Origin of the sequence: Paraliobacillus salinarum, assembly GCF_014083865.1 — a bacterium.
GTDB classification, from domain to species: Bacteria; Bacillota; Bacilli; order Bacillales; family Amphibacillaceae; genus Paraliobacillus; species Paraliobacillus salinarum.
Map to the genome: position 1 here is coordinate 327536 of NZ_JACEFA010000001.1, position 17610 is coordinate 345145.

The window sequence follows — 17610 nt, forward strand, 5'->3', positions numbered from 1 at the left end:
TTAAAGTCTTAATTTGCATACCTTATACTTTTAATTAAATTATACCATAAATTAGCTCTTACTTTTCATTCAATCCCTGTTATATGTAGATGCTTGAAGAAAAAGGTAGCTCCTCCCTTTTAAATATATCCTTATTTTTATCACCTATTTTTAAATTATATACAAAAGTTTTTTGATGAAATCAAATTATACCCGACATTATTCTACAATAAAAGACACAGAAAAAATCTCCATCTAAAATGAGATGGGGATTTAAATGTAGCTAATACTCTAAAATTCAATTGGTGCTATAGATAATGGATACCTAAATTTAAAAGTATAAATCATCTTTTTTGTCAATTACAGTTTTTTTAAGTACTTCTTTAAGTTCAAGCAATACCTCAATTAGTTCCTTAGGGTTCAGATATATCTCTTCTTGAGAATGCGCTATGTTATTACGGAGCTTCTCTATTTTTCTGAAAAATTCACCACATTTAGTTTTTGATTCAAATCCTAGTCTATCTAATAAACTTTCTGACCCTTTGACAATAGTACCTTTATCGCACAATTGAAGATTATCTAATAGAGACAATGCTTCATTTTTGTGGAATCTATTTTTAAACTCAGCATTTACCTTATCTAATCGATTTTGACCTAATAGAGATTGCCAAGTATTATCTGGAAATGTATCTTTAATAGATGCTAATAAACTCATTTCAAGCACGGAAATAAGGCTAAATGCCAGCATCCTTATTGGTTGCTTATGTAAATCCGCAACTGTTACTAACTTAGTAACTCTATCTTTTTCTAGAACATATACACAGTCTTTTTCTTGGAATATATTCAGTACTTCTGTTAATGAAGTTGAATCTGAAATGATATCTCCTGCTAAAAAGGGCTTATAATAGTTCTGTATTATTCCTTCTTGTAAATTCTTGCAATTAACATGGCCAATTACTTTCTCATCTTCTGTTACACCAAAGTAATCAAAATCCAACTTCTCCATTTGTTGCTTTACAACTACAGCATCATCCGTTACATCACATGTTTTAATCTCTTCAGCTAACAAATCGATTTTTAGATTTTGTTCAAAAATAAATTGTAAACTTGCATAACTATTTTTTAAATCTAACAATCATTAACACAATCCTTTCCAATTTTCATTGCTCTTTTTCCTCTGATATTTATGCATACCCTACATCTCTTACATTTCTACAAATTTCTACTAAATCCTTTTAAATCTTTAAATTTTTTAATTCGTTTATGTATAAAGTACTGATTACAACATTTAAAAATAACACAACAATTCTAAAGTAACACTTAGTCATTTGACAATATAAAAACGTACCTATTACTCCAAAAGACATTTGTCCATTGAAGTACAGATACCTTCTTTCTCAATTACTATGCCAGACCATTTTGTTTATTTTACCAAAAAACCCCAACCCTCATTCTAAAACAAATCGGGTCTTCTTTGTGAAAAGTAATACGGATGTGTTTCTATAAAATCTAACGCTTCCGAATCACTTAACACTTCCATTGTCCTGTCTTCAAATCGTTCGTTTTCCTTGCCATCAAAGAATTTACCTGTCGTAATTTTCGTTACCTCAATACTCCCCCAAGATACACTCATTTCTGTCTGATGACTATTATTTCCATACCCACTGTAAGGTTGGTACGTATGACTTATTCCATCAAATTCTCCTGCCTTAAGGGCCGTTAATACTTCATCTCTTTTCATTTGAGCCTTCCTTTCTGCCGCTAATACGGCTAAAAACAATGATGAACATATCACTTGCTTCAGCGCTTTTTAAAGTATATGAACGCTACTAGAATAGTAGGCCATTAAAAAACTCCTCTGCCCATATCCCCTTCCTGCTAATCTTTGCTCTCATCTGTGCATGCACATACCGTTGATAATGTTTATATGGCGGATGATAGGCATAGGCTACATGGGCAAATCCTTCTTCCAACAACAACTCATTTAGCATGACACCATCTACCCATAAATAAGCTAGCAATCTACCATAATGATCATATCGTGGGCCATCATATTCTAAATGCACCTGTTTACCGATCAGTGTCTGTCTCGACCTAGCAACCCGCTTCTGCACCAAGTCGCTGGTCTGGAATATCAGGATGGACTGTTTCAGGTGCATTAATTAACAGTAATCGCACATCAACAATGTTTCCGTTTAAAAACACTTCGATCGTGTCCGCATCAATGATTCGTTTTACCAATGCTGTATCTAATGCAGATGTGCTTTGTATCGTAGGTTTCGGTTCAATCGCTAGCTGTTTGCTTAATTCCTTCTCCTTCTTCCCCATCTATCATACCCCTTCCTCGTTTACTCACCAGCAACTGTCATCAAACCTTCTATCCCTCTTCATATTTTTCACGCATTCCTCTATGTTTTAAATTTTGAAATTTACCGAATTCCTTAAAAAAGGCTAATTTCACGATTCCGGTTGGACCATTTCGTTGTTTTGCCAGAATAATTTCCAAGCTATTTTTATTTTCTGCCTCCCTATCGTAATAATCATCGCGATAAAGAAAGGCAATAACATCGGCATCTTGCTCAATATTGCCAGATTCTCTTAGGTCAGACATGATTGGTCTTTTATCTGGACGCTGTTCGACATTTCTAGATAACTGCGATAGTAGTACGATTGGAATATTCAACTCCATCGCTAGTAGTTTTAATTCCCTCGTTATTTCTCCTATTTCTAAATCACGACGTTGCCTTTTACTACTCGGTGTGATTAGTTGTAAATAATCAATAATGGCTAGATGCTTTTCATCTGGGTAATCATAAGCTGTTTTTTTAAGAGATGCGCGAATATCACTGATCGTTCGGTTCTGTTCCTGAATGGAGAGCTTCCAGTTGGAAATCTCACCGACTGCTTGGATTGCAGTAGCATAGTCCTTTTCACTGAACATCAAGCTACGCCACTTTTGATTATAGATCGTGCCCTCCGCTGATATTAGTCGCTGGAGCAGTTGTTTTTTTCCCATTTCTAAACTAAAAAATGAACTCATTCCTTGGTTGCGGCAATGTCCTGCTGCGATATTTAAGGCAAATGCTGTTTTTCCAACGGATGGGCGAGCCGCAAAGACAATTAATTCACCTGGCTGCAGGCCACCAGTCATATTATCAAAATCGGTATAAGACGTTGAAAAGCCTGCAGCAGCGCCTTCTCCTGTAAAGATTATATTTGCGATTTCTTTGAGACAATCCGTGTTATCTGTCTCTTGCTTCTCCATACCTAGTTCCTGATACGTCTGCAAGGATGCCATCAGTTTTGTTAATCCTTCGTCACTTGGTTTGGTGGCATAATTGACTGCTAGTTCACGAGATTTACGGTGACGATATGCTTCAAAAAGTAGTCGCTCGTAATGTGCCAGACTTTCTGTGCTAGGGACGGACTCGGCAAGTTTTAACAGATACGTGGTACCACCAATTTGCTCAATGTTATCCTCTAGATTCGTTGTCACTGTAACTAAATCAATCGTTTGCTGCTTTCGTGCTGCTTGTTGCATCGCCCTAAAAATAAGCTTGTGATTTTGAGATGCAAACTGTTCTTCGGTTACCTTCAAATGGTCAAACAGTGTTCCTTCCAACAAGACAGATCCTAATATCGATGCTTCGGCTTCATAGTTTACAAGATTCATTGGCTCATCGCCTTTAACAGTGTGTCGAGTTGCTGTTTAAACTGACGCTTCGTTTCTTCAGGGACCAGGGCTGATTCCTTCTTCCATTGCCGCATCTGCTCTAGATAGATGTTCGTTGCTGGTGGATAGGCAGCGATTTCTGCAAGAGTCGGTGGATACGGATGCGCTGCTGCATAGGCAGACAACTTTTTTAGCACGTTGGTGTAGTCCATCTGCTTTAACTGTGGCAGAAGAATGTCTACTTTTCTTTTCGTGATCACATACTTTGGATACAGCTCCGCAATCGTATCTAGCACGTCAAATGCTTGATTCGCATTCATGACTGCATCTCCTTGCGTATTTTATCTAACACTTCTCGATTCTTGCTTTTATCTTTCACAAGGAACGGTGTCGATCTAGATCGCTTCTTCTGTCGTTGATAGTTTCTCGCTTGTTCTAAGGTGGTTATGCCTGCTTGTGTCCATTCTTTTAAAATAGCTTCAAGGTAACTGTATGTTCTGCCACCTTTTTTAACAGCAAGTTGGATAGCCTCAATCACCATTGCATCACCTAGATCGTCACACCAGGCAAGAAACGATTCTCGTACAATTGGTTTGATCACGCCAAAGTTGTGTTCATAAACGGTATACGCATTCGGTTCCTCTCCTCCTCTTTTTTGTTTAGTTCTTTCTTTTTCTTTATATATGTCCCGGGTTTCGTTACGGAATAGATCCGGTTTTGATTCCGGTTTTGGTGCCGAGGTTGTTACCGGTTTTGATTCCGATTTTCGTAGATCCCCTTGTCTGTCTGAAGCTTGCGATAAGTTATCAAAATAGGAAACCAATGATTTCATTCGATACGATGCTGCTTTGCCTTTCACACCTGGTTCGTAATGGATCAATTCGTTTTCCACCAGTACTTTTCTCGCTTCAGCTATTCTTTGACTCGATAACCCTGATATATTTCCGATAATTGAATTGGAGACATTAAATTTTTCCATCCATCTAGCCGTATTGTTCAGCACCATTAGTGTGTGCCATAATAGCACCGCATTAGGTGAAATTTCATGAAAGAACATCCACTCTTTAAACGCATTTAGTTCCTTAATGTAGTTCAACTTCATTCACCACCTTTTCTTACTAAAGACGTACTTGCTTTTTCACGAACCCATTCATCAATTGCTTCTTTTGAAAAAAGAATTTTCCGTCCAAACCGAATATGTGGCAAGCTCCCCTCACGAACCAAATCATAAATCGTATCCGTATGCACCCCTAAATATTTCGCTACATCTTTTACAGTAATCGTACAAGTCTCCATTGTTTCATCCTCCTTTTATTTTTCTTTCAAAAATATAATCGTTTGAAAGTAGATGTTTGGTGTCTATGTCCGATTACATAGGATGGGAAATTGAGAAAGGAGGGAATTATTCTTTTTGATTAAGTCTAGTAAATGGAGGGATAGATCAAAAAAGAAAAGTGCCAGGTGCTACGTGTGGACATATGTCCGAACGCAGTACCTGACACTGAAAAAAAAGGGTATTTATTAAGTAGGAGTCTAACCCAGTGGTTCTAACTACAATACAAACAGTTCCAGGCACCGTTCGCACTAACTTTCTTCCACTTTTCCTCCCATGTATTCCTCCATACTTAACTGCTCATGAACTAAAAGATTCTGAGATGTTTCTTGTTCATTTTGTTTTTGATTCTCAAAGTACTTGCTTGATACATCTACAAACTTCTCTTCTAAGGTTTCTCTATCCAATCCCTTTGCGATAGCTAATTTAATAAGTGAGACAATTCTTTCATCAATCTCTTTTCTCTCTCTTTTTCGTTTTGGTTCGGTGTGGGTAAAAATCTTATCAAATGAAGAGAACTGTTCTGCATTACCATGAGCCTTAAGTTGCTCTACACCTTCACTATTGCCAATAACATATAAAGGTGACCATTGATATTTTATATTCTCTGCTACCCCTTCCCATGTCCCACTCTTTTTCTTTGTCGAAATTTTTGATGAAGCAACTAATACGGCATCAGATGGTGCATGGATAAACTTATTTCGTTGCATCGCATAATAGCCCGAAAAGGGGGCATCCAACCTTTGCGCCGACATTAAAAGCAATTGTCCATTTGAAATGTAGAACCGAATATTGCTCTTTTTCACCCACTTCATTAGGCCATCAGCTGGGAAAACTATTGCTTTTCCACCATTTTGTAATGTTGCTTCAACAGCTGTGGTATCTACCCCTTTAGCACCACCCGATATAATAACTACACCATGGGAAGCTGCTTCATTTGCAATGTCAGTTGTTTGGATTAGTTCAGTTTCAGTTGCGGATCTTGCACCTACTACACCCATAGCCCGATGGGAGAGAATAGATGGATCACCCGCATAATAAAAGAAAGCTGGAATATGTTTATGTGTTAATTTCTTAAGTCGAGGCGGCATCTTTGAACGGAACATAATGCCAAACCCTTGATGAACTATCTCCTCTAGCTCTAACATAGATAGACCAAGCTTTTGTCTTGCTTTTATTTTTTCTACTATTCTTGTTTTCTGTGCATTTGTTGCGTGTATTAAAGTATTAGATAGTTCTGTTGAATTTATGGTTAACAAAACTTCTGGTTCAAGCTTTTGCTGACTTAATGATTTTACAATCACATTCCACTCTAATATTGTTAACGGAGTTGTTCTTGTCTGTGTAAGTTGCGCACAATATAAATAAGTGGCAATTTCATTATTTGTAAACTGCATGAAGCACACCTCATTTTAGTCACTACCGCTCGTATCTGAAAGAGCAAACGGCGTAATAGTAATATCGTTATACATTTCACCAAGCAGCTCAGCAGCCACTGTAAAAGTCCATTTTGAATCTACAAAATCATCGACTAGAAGAATATTTTGGTTATCCAAATTTACCCGATCTTTTATATACAGATGCTTCCGAATGCTTTGCTCTTGAAAACTATTATTTTGTAGTGACTTTTGTTCTGGCTCATTTGGTTTTTTAGCTAAGTTATTTACATAATTACATTGTAATCTGTTTGCTAATCGTTTTGCAAACTGTGGAACAAGCTCTGGTCTTCTATTAGATGGAATTGGTATAATTATCATCTCAGAAATTTTTAATCCTTTATCTCTAATGAAACGTCTTAGCTTATCTGCTGATGCACTAACGACTAAATCAGAGAATTGATTCATTTCATATTTACAACGACGCGCCTCTTGTCCAAGCTGTTCATGATAAAAGCTAAGCGCAAGTCCTTCTTCATATATAAAATTTAAATTTTTATTGGTCATCATCGATTTTTTTCTTGGTTCAATTATAATATAATTTTCCGCAAAGAATTTAGCAACTCGATTAATTTCATCGTGACTTACATAATCATCTGTTAAATCCCACGCCTCTCCAAGACATGTACTACATTTCATACAAGGTCTGGTATTTGGATCATCTAGCGCCTTTGTGAGATAAGCCATTTGGCAGTCTTTCGTTCGCTGGAATTCAAGTAGTTCATTATATTCTTGTACTTTTAAATTAATTATAGAATCATAATATTTTTGCTGAGAATAATAGTGTTTTAATGTTCGGAAATAACTAGATCCGTTTTTTCCAACAAACCCATCTATTAAAAGTAACTTAAGAATCTGTTTTAATGTTTTGGATTTAATATTCATAACTTGTTCAAGTGTTGCTATTTTTACCTCATCATTTTGGCTAAGGTAGTTTAAAACTTGATCGATTTGTACTTGCTTTGGAAATGAATCATAAATAAAATGCTTATTAATTCTGTTCTCATCCTCACCGCCATAGAGAAGTACACAAACTGCTTGATCTATACCTCGACCGGCACGGCCTATTTGTTGATAATGTTCAACTACCGATTTGGGTGTATAGTAATGAATAACAAAGCTAATATCTTCTTTATCATAACCCATACCAAGAGCAATTGTGGAGACCAAAACCTTAATTTGATTATTTGTTAACTGATTTTCAAGCTCTATTTTGTCTTCCTCATTAATCCTACCATGATAAGCACGGGCATCAATTGCATTTTGGCGTAGCCATATCGCTAGACGTTCGCACTCTCTAATGGTTGTAGCATATATAATTCCTGATCCCTGAAGTCTATTGATATTTTTAGCAATCCAAGCATACTTCTGCTCTGCGTTTGGTAAATAAAGATTATGTAAATAAAGTGATTCACGCTGAAGATCTCCCCGAATAACTTCACAATCACCAAGTTGTTTGGTAACGTCCTCAATTACACGTTCATTAGCAGTTGCTGTAGTTGCTAATACAGCAATATTTTTAGGCAAGATTTTAAGCAATTGATGTATTCGTCTATAATCGGGGCGAAAATCATGACCCCAGTCTGATATACAGTGCGCCTCATCTACTACGAACAAACCTACCCTTAGTTGTGATAAAAGGTCTTTAAAATTATCATTTTGTAGCTGCTCTGGAGTAACAAAAAGAACATCACACTCACCATGATTGCAACGTTCTATCACTTCTTTTTTTTCGGGTAACGTTTTATTTATCTGACTATTAATACAATCTGCCACAAGACCATATTTCCGTGTACTATCAATCTGATTTCTTGTGAGTGCCAATAACGGACTAATGATAAGAGTTACACCTTCTCCCTTATCTCTTAGAATCTTCGTTGTTAGGAAATAAACTAAACTCTTTCCCCACCCTGTTTTTTGCACAACTAGGACACGTTTTTTGTGTAACAGTCGCTTAATAGCCTCATTCTGTCCCTCACGGAATGTTGCCTCTGGACCAAATACTTCTTGCAAAGATTGTATATACATATAATTCCCCACTTTCGTTTAATAGAATTAAAGATAAGTAGCATCTTAGATGTAAATAAATCCCTATTAAAATAATTATAGCACGAACAAATATTCCCGTCTAGAGTTATTACTAATAATAACAGTGTTTCACTATCCGTTAAAAACTTCTTTATTATGACCTGAAAAATCATAGAAAATGGCGATCAATAATACAAGATAAGTAAAAAAAGATGTTAATGAGGTTTTTTCTCACTAACATCTATTATTTGCTGGCACAACTTTTCTGTAATTGAGTTCATATATAAATACCTAACATTCAACTATCCTTTTTAGTATCAGGAATTAAAATCTGTCCTCGCTTTTCTTTTTCTAGCAGTGTCTGCAAGAGTGTCCGTGACAAATCACTAGATCGATAAGGTTTAACGAAGTAATTGGTGACACCTAATTGAAAGCCTTTGTCCTGTTCTTCTAATGCAGAAGAAATAATAATTGGAATATTACTATATGGCACATCCAGACGTTTCAATTCACGCATAAACTCCCAGCCGTCCATCTCGCCAGCTTCAAGATTCAAGTCAAGTACAATAGCGTGCGGAACAACACTTTTTATTTGTTTTAATGCGATTGCTGCTTTCGTAAAGCTTTGAACGTAAAAGTTGTTTTCGCGTAATTCTTGTTCTAATAATCCGGTCAGATGTTGATCATCCTCTATGATGTAGACGTTATAAGCATGTTTCGAATCAGATTGGGGTGACAAGGATTCACTATTAACGATTGTTTCTACTACTGGAAGCGTAACTGTAAAGGAACTTCCCTGACCATATTCGGAGGCTACTTGAACATCGCCGTTATGTGCTAGAGCAATTTCTTTAACGATGGATAGTCCTAAACCAGTACCACCAATTGTTCTACGGTCGGAATTATCCACTCGATAAAATTTTGAAAACAATTTATCCAAAGCATCCTCTGGTATACCTAACCCTTCATCCGTAACGCTTGTTTTCATGTGATCATCTTCTCGATAAAGTCGAATGGAAATATTACCACCATCAGGACTGTACTTGATCGCATTATTAATTAAATTAGTGAATATTTGCTTCAATTTATCCTTGTCACCAAGAACTGTTGTGTCTTGTGTTTCAACATCAATCTGAAATTCATGTATACTCGTAGCTAATTTTTGTGTTTTCACCACATCCTTAACTATATCTAATAAATCGATATATTTTTGTTCATATGTTTGTCTGCCAGATTCCATGCGTTGGACATCAAGGAAATCATTAATTAAATTAGTTAGTCGTTTCGTTTCTTGGTATATTGTCGTTAAATACTTCTTCTGTTTTTCTGGTTTTAACTCACGATTTAACATTAATTCTGTATAGCCATAAATACTAGCAAGCGGCGTTCGCAATTCGTGACTTACCGTACTAACAAACTCTGATTTCATTTGGTCTACTTCAGTTTCTTTTGTAATATCTCTATGAACAAAAACAGTGCCGATTTTTTCATTATCATGATACAAGCTATTCGCATACACTTTATATATTTTATTTTTGTTAGATAAGGTGTATGTGTGTGTTGCTTCTGAATCTGCAGAGTGAATGACTCGCTTAAAGAACGCAAGGAAGTCATCCTCATCTTCAATGAATTGTGCCATTTCTTTTGACCAATTATCTAAGCTCATTCCTACGATTCGATTACTTGCCTCGGTGCAGCCGAATATTTGACAGAGCATATGATTGACTTGTACTGCATTTCCATCGACATCTACTAGTTGAATTCCTTCTAATACAGTATTTAAAATGTCTTGGTTCCTGTTTCGATCCTCTTCTGATTGCTCATACATTTGTATGTTTTCAAGAGAAATAGAGATTTGTTTAGCAAACCCGTTGTATTCATCCATTTGATCTTCAGGAAAAGCAGATCCGAATCGACTAAGTACAAGTACGGCAATCACTTCGTTTTCTATATCTAAGATTGGAAGATACAGATCATAACCGTAACTTTTTGCTTCATGAAAGCCTTTTTCCATATCAATTAGTTCTCTTTTTACGGTAAAACTCTCTTTATATTTGATTAATTTATCGTTTAGGCCATTATCTAGGTTATTCAAAAATTGTTGCTTACCAGTTTGAGAGATTCCGTATGCTGCATAGCTTTGGTCATCTAAGAAACAAATGATTCCTTGATCAGCTTGTGTTATCTTGCACATATTAACAACAATTTCATCTAGCACGTTCTTTTTGTCTAAAGAATTGGAAATACCTTTGACAAATTCATTTCGATCTCGTAAATTATTTTCACTTCTTTTTAAGTTTGACAAGGCTTGTTCGAGTTCAAAACGTTGTGCTTCTAGTTCATCTTGTTGTGCGATTAACTCTTCGTTTTGTCCAAGGAGATCTTGTTCTTTCTCTTGGAGTGATGTCAACATTTTCTTAAACGCTACAGATAATTTTCCGAGTTCATCTTCTCGATTAGTGATGATAGCTACGTCCGCATCTTTTCCTGACGCGACTTCATTTGCTACTTCAGCAAAATCACTTAATGGTTTACCAACATTTTTGAACATTGTTCTTGTCAACTGAAACAAAATGAACATGATACCAATCAAATATAATCCAACAAAAATTAGAATATAACTATTTCTTTGAACAAGTAATTCATAGTTGGCCTCTATCTTATCATCAATTTTATTTCGATATGCTTGTACATCATTTTTAAAGGCATTTACGGCTTTTGTACCGCCATCATTTGCAAGTGCTTCAAAGTTGTCACGGTCCCTCTGTTCAAAAAAAGTTATTGCTTCAGGTATTAAATCACGATAATAAGTATTTAAATAGGATTCTACATTTTCGTAAAAAATATGATCCTCTGTATTATTTTCTACGCGTTTAAATTCATCCAATAATTTACGTATTTTTTCTTCCTGCTTAAATGCATCCTCTTTTAAGGATTCATTATTAAATGCAAAATATCCTCTGAAGTCAAAAAATGCTTGATTGAAGCGATTATCAATTTGTTTAATAATCGCTTCTTTTTGTTCTAATAATTCATTTTGGTTGCTGTGATACTCATTTAATTGACGATAACTGAAGATAATAACAAGTGCACCTATTATAATAAATAATACGACTCGCAACATTAGACCAAAAAATTGCATCGATAAACTTTTCTGGAGATGTTTTTTAATTTTCATGGATGATTTCCTCTACCTTGTCCAATAATGCCATTGGACTAAACGGTTTAGACATAAAGTGATCTGCTCCTACAGATAATATTGTCGTTTGATCTGACTGTTGGTTTTTCGCAGATAACATTAATATCTTCACATCTTTTTTATTTGGATTCTTTCTAACCTTCTCGATTACTTCAATCCCGGTAACTTGTGGCATCATATAATCTAGAATAAGAAGATCGTAGTCTGTTACATCTATTTTCTCTAATGCTTCTTTCCCATCGGTAGCCTCATCTATTTGATAGCCTTCGTCCTCTAATGTATCAACGATTAGCATTCGCAACACTTCTTCGTCTTCTGCTAAAAGGATTTTCTTCATAATCATTCCTCCACAAGTCTTGCGTTTTTATATAGCTCTTGCATGATGTAGTACGATTTCTTTAAGCGTTCGTGATAGGCTGGTTGGTTCCAATTGTCCCAACTATAAAAAGTACTGAATTGTTGATTCGCAACATCACTATTCGTTGTAACCACTCCGATATTAATTCCATCAATAGTTTGGCTACTATTTAATCCGCCATCCCAAAGATCACCCATCACTTCTTTCAGACTAGGGTCTTTAACATTTAGCAATAACCAAGGAATTCGTATTTCTATCATTCTTTGACCTTTGCTAATACTTATATCGGTAAGAGAATTGTAATTTGAATGATTTGGATTACCATTTCCTATCATTAGTTCTCCTGTTTCATAGGATTCAAATGGTAGTGTAATGTCTTTTTCAGGAATGTTTAATTCTTTATTTAACGCAAGTCGTATCGGATGAAAAACGCCATTGTCTTTTTTACTTGCATAGGCTTGATTAGGCACCATTTCTAAACTATGGCCATATTGATAATGAAATACATCATAGTAACTATCTACTAGTAAATTAGCGTCTTTTTCACTTTTTAAGTCTAGTTTAAAGTCTGTTCCAAAATCAAACATTTCTTCGTCTTTCTCAGCAATATTTAAGCTTTTCTGACCTTGATTTTCTATTGTATCTAGGGCTATATAAATATCTTCTTCTTCCCAATTAACTGATTTTCTCAAGTCAAGACGCATATATAAGTAACCTTGATTAGCGTGTGTATACATGCTTTCTACATTACTGTTAGAATCTTCAGCTTCAACTATTGGTTCTTGGTTTATTTTTGTCCAATCATCTTTATTTCCATCTACATAAATAGTCGTATCTTTAGCTCCTGGATCAAAACTCAATAAACCAAAATGTTGTTCGTTTGTCTGGTAATCGCTCCAATATGGCCTGCGATCTGGATTATCATAGTCCATCGTATTCCATGTCCGTTTAAACCATTCATCTTGCCATGCAAAAACAAGACCACCAGCATAATCTTCTTGAACGATTGATTCAAACAGCTGAGCATTGCTCTCACCTTGCTCTACTTCAGAGTGATGTCCTTGATCTAAGCCATGGACATTTCTATGTGTCAATCCTCGAGAAGCTGGTACACCGAACTCTGCAACAAGTACAGGCATATCGTGTTCTTTTCTTAAATCATTTAAATAGCCTGCGTAGTTATTCTTCTCACCAGTATGATCAACGTAATTTTGATAATCCGGATTTAAATTTAAGAAGTCCGGATAATATGGATAAACATGATAAGAAGCAAACATACCACTAGTAAAGCTATTCGTTGTTTTAATATGATTTGGATTTACAGATACAAGATCCTCGTTTTCTAAAGGTTCATATGGGTGCTCTAGTAAATCTGTTGTTACCCAATTAGTAAAACTTAATGCATGCTGCCAATTGTATTGCTCTGCCTCATATTTAGCAGTATACTCTAGCATTTGAGCTAGCCATATTTCAAATGGTGTTGCATCATCAGTTTGTATATATGTTGCACTAAATTGATCTACATCCTCGTTTTTTTCGTTCGTGTTTTCCACTACATACGGATCCCACTCTGTACCAAAGATATAACCTGCTACATAAGGAGAAACGTCTTTTGTATAAGTGCCAGATGCATGACCTGGACGTTCGGGTAAGTCCGCATTTCCATGAATGATATCAATCATCCGTTTAATCTCTGCTTTTACTTCATCGACAACGATTTCTGAATATACATTCTGCGTGTCTAACATATCTTCTTCATTCACCCATACACCATGAAAGATATACAAGGGTTCTGATGCGATTTGATTATAATCATACAGTGCTTCATAAAAGGCTGGCGGATGAAGTGTATAGACTCTGATCGTGTTCGCGTTCATATCGCCAATTTGCTGAAACCATCTAAAATATTCTTCTTTCGATATCGCTGTTTCTCCCGGAAATGAACCTGGTTTTGCGATTCCCATGTTCACTCCTTTAATTAATAGGTCTTGCCACTCACCATTTTTCAAAACTTGAAGATAAGAATCGCTCGTTTGCATATTGGTTTGAATGCCGTCTTTTTCTACTATTTCCACATGCTGTTTTTCAATCGTGTTTTTCTTAGAATTAGCTAGAATGGATTCCATGATCGGTACATAAGCATCCCAATAAAAATCTTCGCCACTTTGGAGCTGTCTAATAAAGTTAAGACCGACAGATTGATAGATTCCTGGAACTTCTTTTTGGTCCGCATAATCTCCAGCAAAATAGTAAGTGTTGAATTGTGCATTTTGCTGATGAATGATTGCTGGGAATTGACTTGGAATACCAAGAGATTCAAGCTTTGTAATTTCTTTATCTACTAAAGGTAAGGAATATGTAGCCAATACTTCCTTTGAATCATTCGCCGAATTTATATCAAACCAATATCCATAAGTAGAATTGATTTGATCTCCAAATACAGCTTCACCATTATCGGTTGTTTCGAAAAGAACACCTTCATCTGTAATCCCTTCCTCTGACACCACATGAACAAAATCATTATCATTAACAAAAACAAAACCAGGGCCTTTATAATTCCATTCTTCGCCTTGTGAAACAAGATTATCTTTTACCCAATGGGGGACTTCTGAATTAGATAAATCAGTAAAGAATCTGCCAATCCAGCCACTCCACTCTAAGTTTAAAAGATTAAACATTCTTTCACGCACTTCAGGTTCTGTTGGGCTAGCAAACGTATTAAATTCTGCAATTAATGTTGTACCATGCTCATATAATGCTTGCTCAATTAGGTCGACTTCCGAAAGCTCTAAACCTCCGTGAATCAAATCTGATCTCATACCACTATCATTATCATCAAAAAACTCTTCTTCATAAACACCGTATGAATCGGCTAAATAAATCATATCGTATTTACCACTATCTTCTGGATAACTATCTATCTTATATGTTTCGTTATCCATAGGTTTGAAACCAACATAATCCTCTTCTTTGTTGTAATCTGTACCATCTGACTTCATATATTTGTTATTGTTTAAAACCCAAGTTAATCCGTTATGTTCTTGATAACTTTGATTGGGTACTGTTTTATCGAATATCAAAATATCTAGTGTCTCTGATGGTTTCAGCTGCCAAAGCCAAAAAGGACTAGTAACAAGTATTAAAAATAAGAAAATATAAATAAAAAAATAATTTCCTTTAAATAGATTCTTCATTTAGACACACCTTTTCTCTTCATTTCTCCCCAGCTGTGATCTCTTCGAATAATCTGTATAATACCTTCACATCTCCATAACACAGTGAGCGGGCGATACCATAGCGTTTCAGTAGCTGCATATAGAAATAATTTAAGAATGTCCGTAACCTTTGGATATTTCCTTAAACTCCACTCTTCCAAAAGAACTGAAGTCATAGAAAATATAGACCCATACAGCGTAGACAGTAGAAATAAAAGAATAGCAAATTCTATATAAATTCCGCCAGAAAACAAGGAGAAAATGATAAATATATAACCAGATAGCTCAATAACAGGACCTAAAAATTCAATAATCCAAAAGTAAGGTATGGAAACAAATCCAATAGTTCCATACTTAGGATTGAGAAGTAGTTTACGATGAGCCCACAAGCTTTCGAATAGTCCTTTATGCCAGCGTCTTCTTTGCGTTCTTAAAACACCTAAGCTTTCAGGAACTTCTGTCCAACAAACAGGATCTGGAACATAGATTATTTTTTTCTTTAATTTTTTTTCTTTTGTAATACGATGCAATCGTACAACTAATTCCATATCTTCACCAACGGTATTTCTCTTGTATCCTCCCGCTTCAATTACCCAGTGTTTTGAAAATACGCCAAACGCTCCAGAAACAATTAATAAAAGGTTATGACGACTTAAACCTATTCTCCCCATTAAAAATGCACGCAAATACTCAATTACTTGCATCACTACAATAGGTGATTTAGATAGACCAATATTGATTAAGTTACCATTTTGGATATCACAACCATTTGCAATTCTAACACTACCTCCGGAGGCAATCACTTCCTCATCAGAGTCGATAATCGGTTTCATAACTTTTAGAAAAGCATCTCTTTCTAAAATAGAGTCGCCATCCAACGAGCAAAAATAAGGGTAATGTGCAAAGTTTAACCCAGCATTTAACGCGTCTGCTTTTCCCCCATTATTCTTATCTATTAAATACAGATTGGGTAAAACTCTAGACTGATATATTCCTTTTGTTTCTTCTGTTTCCAGTTGTTTTCGCACAACCTTATTCACCCGTACCATGTCATACTTCTCTAACATAATTTCTAATGTACGGTCTTTAGAACCATCATTCACTACGATAATTTCAAATTGAGGATAATTAATCGTGAGAAGTGAGCGTACACTTTGGACAACGCCCATTTCTTCATTATATGCTGGGACAATAATGGAAACCGGCCGTGTAAAGTTCTCATCCATATAATCTTTAAATGGTTCTGTTTTACTAAGCCGATATTCTTTTCTAATTTGAAGTGTTGAGAAAAAGAGAATAATTGTGTAAAAAAATATAACCACGATCATATAAATGGCTATAACCCATGCGTATAATTGTAGAATTGTGTTCCAATCCATTAGATTAAGACCCCTTTATCTAGACATTCTCTAGCCATATCTTTTGCAAAGTTATCATTACTTTCTATAAGTATATCATTGAGAATCACATTTCCACTAGGATAACTAGCAATCGTTTGCCCTGCTTGTGATCGAACCCACCAGGATTGATCATGAAGTAGTTTTTTTAAGCAAGGGATCGCTTGTTCGTCTTGAATTATTTTTAATAATTTTGCTAGGAGCATTCTTTCTTGCCATATTGTAGATTGGCATAACGAAAAATACTGGCGAATATCTTGAACATGACCAATATTACTTAGTGCTTTTAATGCTCTTATTCTTATTTCATCTTCTTTGTTAAAGAAAACTGATTCTAAAAATGGTACAAATTCCACTTGAGCTAATAGACTAATTCGATCCAATATAGCACATTGTAAATGTTGCTCATAGTTATCAAAGTCTACTATTAAATCTTCTAATTGAATGTCGTTTAATCTACGCAAAATATTTCTCAGGTCAAATTCTGATAAATCCTTATAGTTTTGTTCTAGGAACGATTCAAATGAATTACTTTGGAAATGAGCTAAGATACATAAGCCTTGGATCTTTTCTTCTTTTTGAGCACTTTGTTTATTTAGAATGTGTTCTATTACTTCTTCTTCCAAAGATGTCATATGAAAATTTTCAATGTTGAATAATGTATTCATTCGTTTGCCCCAATAAATACTTTTTAAATTATTAAGATATAAATCCATTAAATGTGTTTCTGCATAGCGTGAAAGATTTAAACGTGTTTCTAAACTATCTAATACGCTAACATATTCTTTTAATAATTCTTCTATTGCAACCTTTCTTTCTTTGCCTATTGGTTGAATCAACCGTGTTGTCTCTCCTGATGATAAATATTCAAAGATCGGAACCCTATACTTGTCTTTATGCATGTTTATACGTTTACGCACACTATTCTCCCGTGCTTTTCTTATTAATAAATATACTAAAAGAATACTGAGAAACGTAATAATGAATAGTAA

The 17610-nt window shown here is 35.3% G+C and carries 15 protein-coding genes; all 15 read right to left on the bottom strand.

Going from position 1 to position 17610, the window contains the following annotated elements; genetic code table 11:
* Positions 1-310 precede the first annotated feature (310 nt).
* The 15 genes from HP569_RS01645 to HP569_RS01715 all read right to left on the bottom strand — a co-directional run bounded on the left by HP569_RS01645 (position 311) and on the right by HP569_RS01715 (position 17538).
* Complete coding sequence (locus tag HP569_RS01645) at positions 311-1114, bottom strand: hypothetical protein (protein WP_182199335.1); 804 nt, start codon at positions 1112-1114, stop codon at positions 311-313.
* A 318-nt stretch (positions 1115-1432) separates the two neighbouring features.
* Positions 1433-1720: a hypothetical protein gene (locus HP569_RS01650; RefSeq protein ID WP_182199336.1), complete on the bottom strand. Its 288-nt coding sequence runs from the start codon at positions 1718-1720 to the stop codon at positions 1433-1435.
* An 88-nt stretch (positions 1721-1808) separates the two neighbouring features.
* Positions 1809-2093 carry a thermonuclease family protein gene (locus HP569_RS01655; protein WP_246366887.1) on the bottom strand — a complete coding sequence of 95 codons (285 nt, stop codon included), beginning with the start codon at positions 2091-2093 and terminating at the stop codon, positions 1809-1811.
* Entirely contained in the window at positions 2074-2307 is a 234-nt protein-coding gene (locus tag HP569_RS01660) for a thermonuclease family protein (RefSeq protein ID WP_182199338.1), read from the bottom strand. Before HP569_RS01660 ends, HP569_RS01655 begins: the two co-directional genes overlap by 20 nt.
* A gap of 49 nt (positions 2308-2356) precedes the next feature.
* A complete protein-coding gene (gene dnaB / locus HP569_RS01665; protein ID WP_182199339.1) occupies positions 2357-3652 on the bottom strand; it encodes a replicative DNA helicase in 1296 nt (431 codons plus the stop codon).
* Positions 3649-3972 (bottom strand): hypothetical protein, encoded by a 324-nt coding sequence (locus HP569_RS01670; protein ID WP_182199340.1) that lies wholly within the window; start codon positions 3970-3972, stop codon positions 3649-3651. Before HP569_RS01670 ends, dnaB begins: the two co-directional genes overlap by 4 nt.
* Positions 3969-4748, bottom strand: coding sequence for a DnaD domain-containing protein (locus tag HP569_RS01675; protein WP_182199341.1), 780 nt, complete (start codon positions 4746-4748; stop codon positions 3969-3971). Before HP569_RS01675 ends, HP569_RS01670 begins: the two co-directional genes overlap by 4 nt.
* A 2-nt stretch (positions 4749-4750) precedes the next feature.
* Positions 4751-4948: a helix-turn-helix domain-containing protein gene (locus HP569_RS01680; RefSeq protein ID WP_182199342.1), complete on the bottom strand. Its 198-nt coding sequence runs from the start codon at positions 4946-4948 to the stop codon at positions 4751-4753.
* Between the two features lie 288 nt (positions 4949-5236).
* Positions 5237-6382: a DNA-processing protein DprA gene (locus HP569_RS01685; protein WP_182199343.1), complete on the bottom strand. Its 1146-nt coding sequence runs from the start codon at positions 6380-6382 to the stop codon at positions 5237-5239.
* A 15-nt stretch (positions 6383-6397) separates the two neighbouring features.
* Entirely contained in the window at positions 6398-8449 is a 2052-nt protein-coding gene (locus HP569_RS01690) for a RecQ family ATP-dependent DNA helicase (RefSeq protein WP_182199344.1), read from the bottom strand.
* A gap of 298 nt (positions 8450-8747) precedes the next feature.
* Positions 8748-11627 (bottom strand): ATP-binding protein, encoded by a 2880-nt coding sequence (locus HP569_RS01695; RefSeq protein WP_182199345.1) that lies wholly within the window; start codon positions 11625-11627, stop codon positions 8748-8750.
* Entirely contained in the window at positions 11617-11985 is a 369-nt protein-coding gene (locus tag HP569_RS01700) for a response regulator transcription factor (RefSeq protein WP_182199346.1), read from the bottom strand. Before HP569_RS01700 ends, HP569_RS01695 begins: the two co-directional genes overlap by 11 nt.
* A gap of 2 nt (positions 11986-11987) precedes the next feature.
* On the bottom strand, positions 11988-15200 hold the full coding sequence (locus HP569_RS01705) for a hypothetical protein (RefSeq protein WP_182199347.1): 3213 nt from the start codon (positions 15198-15200) through the stop codon (positions 11988-11990).
* Positions 15197-16600 carry a glycosyltransferase family 2 protein gene (locus tag HP569_RS01710; RefSeq protein WP_182199348.1) on the bottom strand — a complete coding sequence of 468 codons (1404 nt, stop codon included), beginning with the start codon at positions 16598-16600 and terminating at the stop codon, positions 15197-15199. Before HP569_RS01710 ends, HP569_RS01705 begins: the two co-directional genes overlap by 4 nt.
* Positions 16600-17538 (bottom strand): HEAT repeat domain-containing protein, encoded by a 939-nt coding sequence (locus tag HP569_RS01715; RefSeq protein ID WP_182199349.1) that lies wholly within the window; start codon positions 17536-17538, stop codon positions 16600-16602. Before HP569_RS01715 ends, HP569_RS01710 begins: the two co-directional genes overlap by 1 nt.
* Positions 17539-17610 lie beyond the last annotated feature (72 nt).

What these genes read in the sequence shown, in the direction of transcription:
- HP569_RS01680 (WP_182199342.1), bottom strand. Translation starts at nt 4,948, where the DNA reads ATGGAGACTTGTACGATTACTGTAAAAGATGTAGCGAAATATTTAGGG.
- HP569_RS01690 (WP_182199344.1), bottom strand. Translation starts at nt 8,449, where the DNA reads ATGTATATACAATCTTTGCAAGAAGTATTTGGTCCAGAGGCAACATTC.
- HP569_RS01660 (WP_182199338.1), bottom strand. Translation starts at nt 2,307, where the DNA reads ATGGGGAAGAAGGAGAAGGAATTAAGCAAACAGCTAGCGATTGAACCG.
- HP569_RS01700 (WP_182199346.1), bottom strand. Translation starts at nt 11,985, where the DNA reads ATGAAGAAAATCCTTTTAGCAGAAGACGAAGAAGTGTTGCGAATGCTA.
- HP569_RS01670 (WP_182199340.1), bottom strand. Translation starts at nt 3,972, where the DNA reads ATGAATGCGAATCAAGCATTTGACGTGCTAGATACGATTGCGGAGCTG.
- HP569_RS01685 (WP_182199343.1), bottom strand. Translation starts at nt 6,382, where the DNA reads ATGCAGTTTACAAATAATGAAATTGCCACTTATTTATATTGTGCGCAA.
- HP569_RS01705 (WP_182199347.1), bottom strand. Translation starts at nt 15,200, where the DNA reads ATGAAGAATCTATTTAAAGGAAATTATTTTTTTATTTATATTTTCTTA.
- HP569_RS01695 (WP_182199345.1), bottom strand. Translation starts at nt 11,627, where the DNA reads ATGAAAATTAAAAAACATCTCCAGAAAAGTTTATCGATGCAATTTTTT.
- HP569_RS01650 (WP_182199336.1), bottom strand. Translation starts at nt 1,720, where the DNA reads ATGAAAAGAGATGAAGTATTAACGGCCCTTAAGGCAGGAGAATTTGAT.
- HP569_RS01710 (WP_182199348.1), bottom strand. Translation starts at nt 16,600, where the DNA reads ATGGATTGGAACACAATTCTACAATTATACGCATGGGTTATAGCCATT.
- dnaB (WP_182199339.1), bottom strand. Translation starts at nt 3,652, where the DNA reads ATGAATCTTGTAAACTATGAAGCCGAAGCATCGATATTAGGATCTGTC.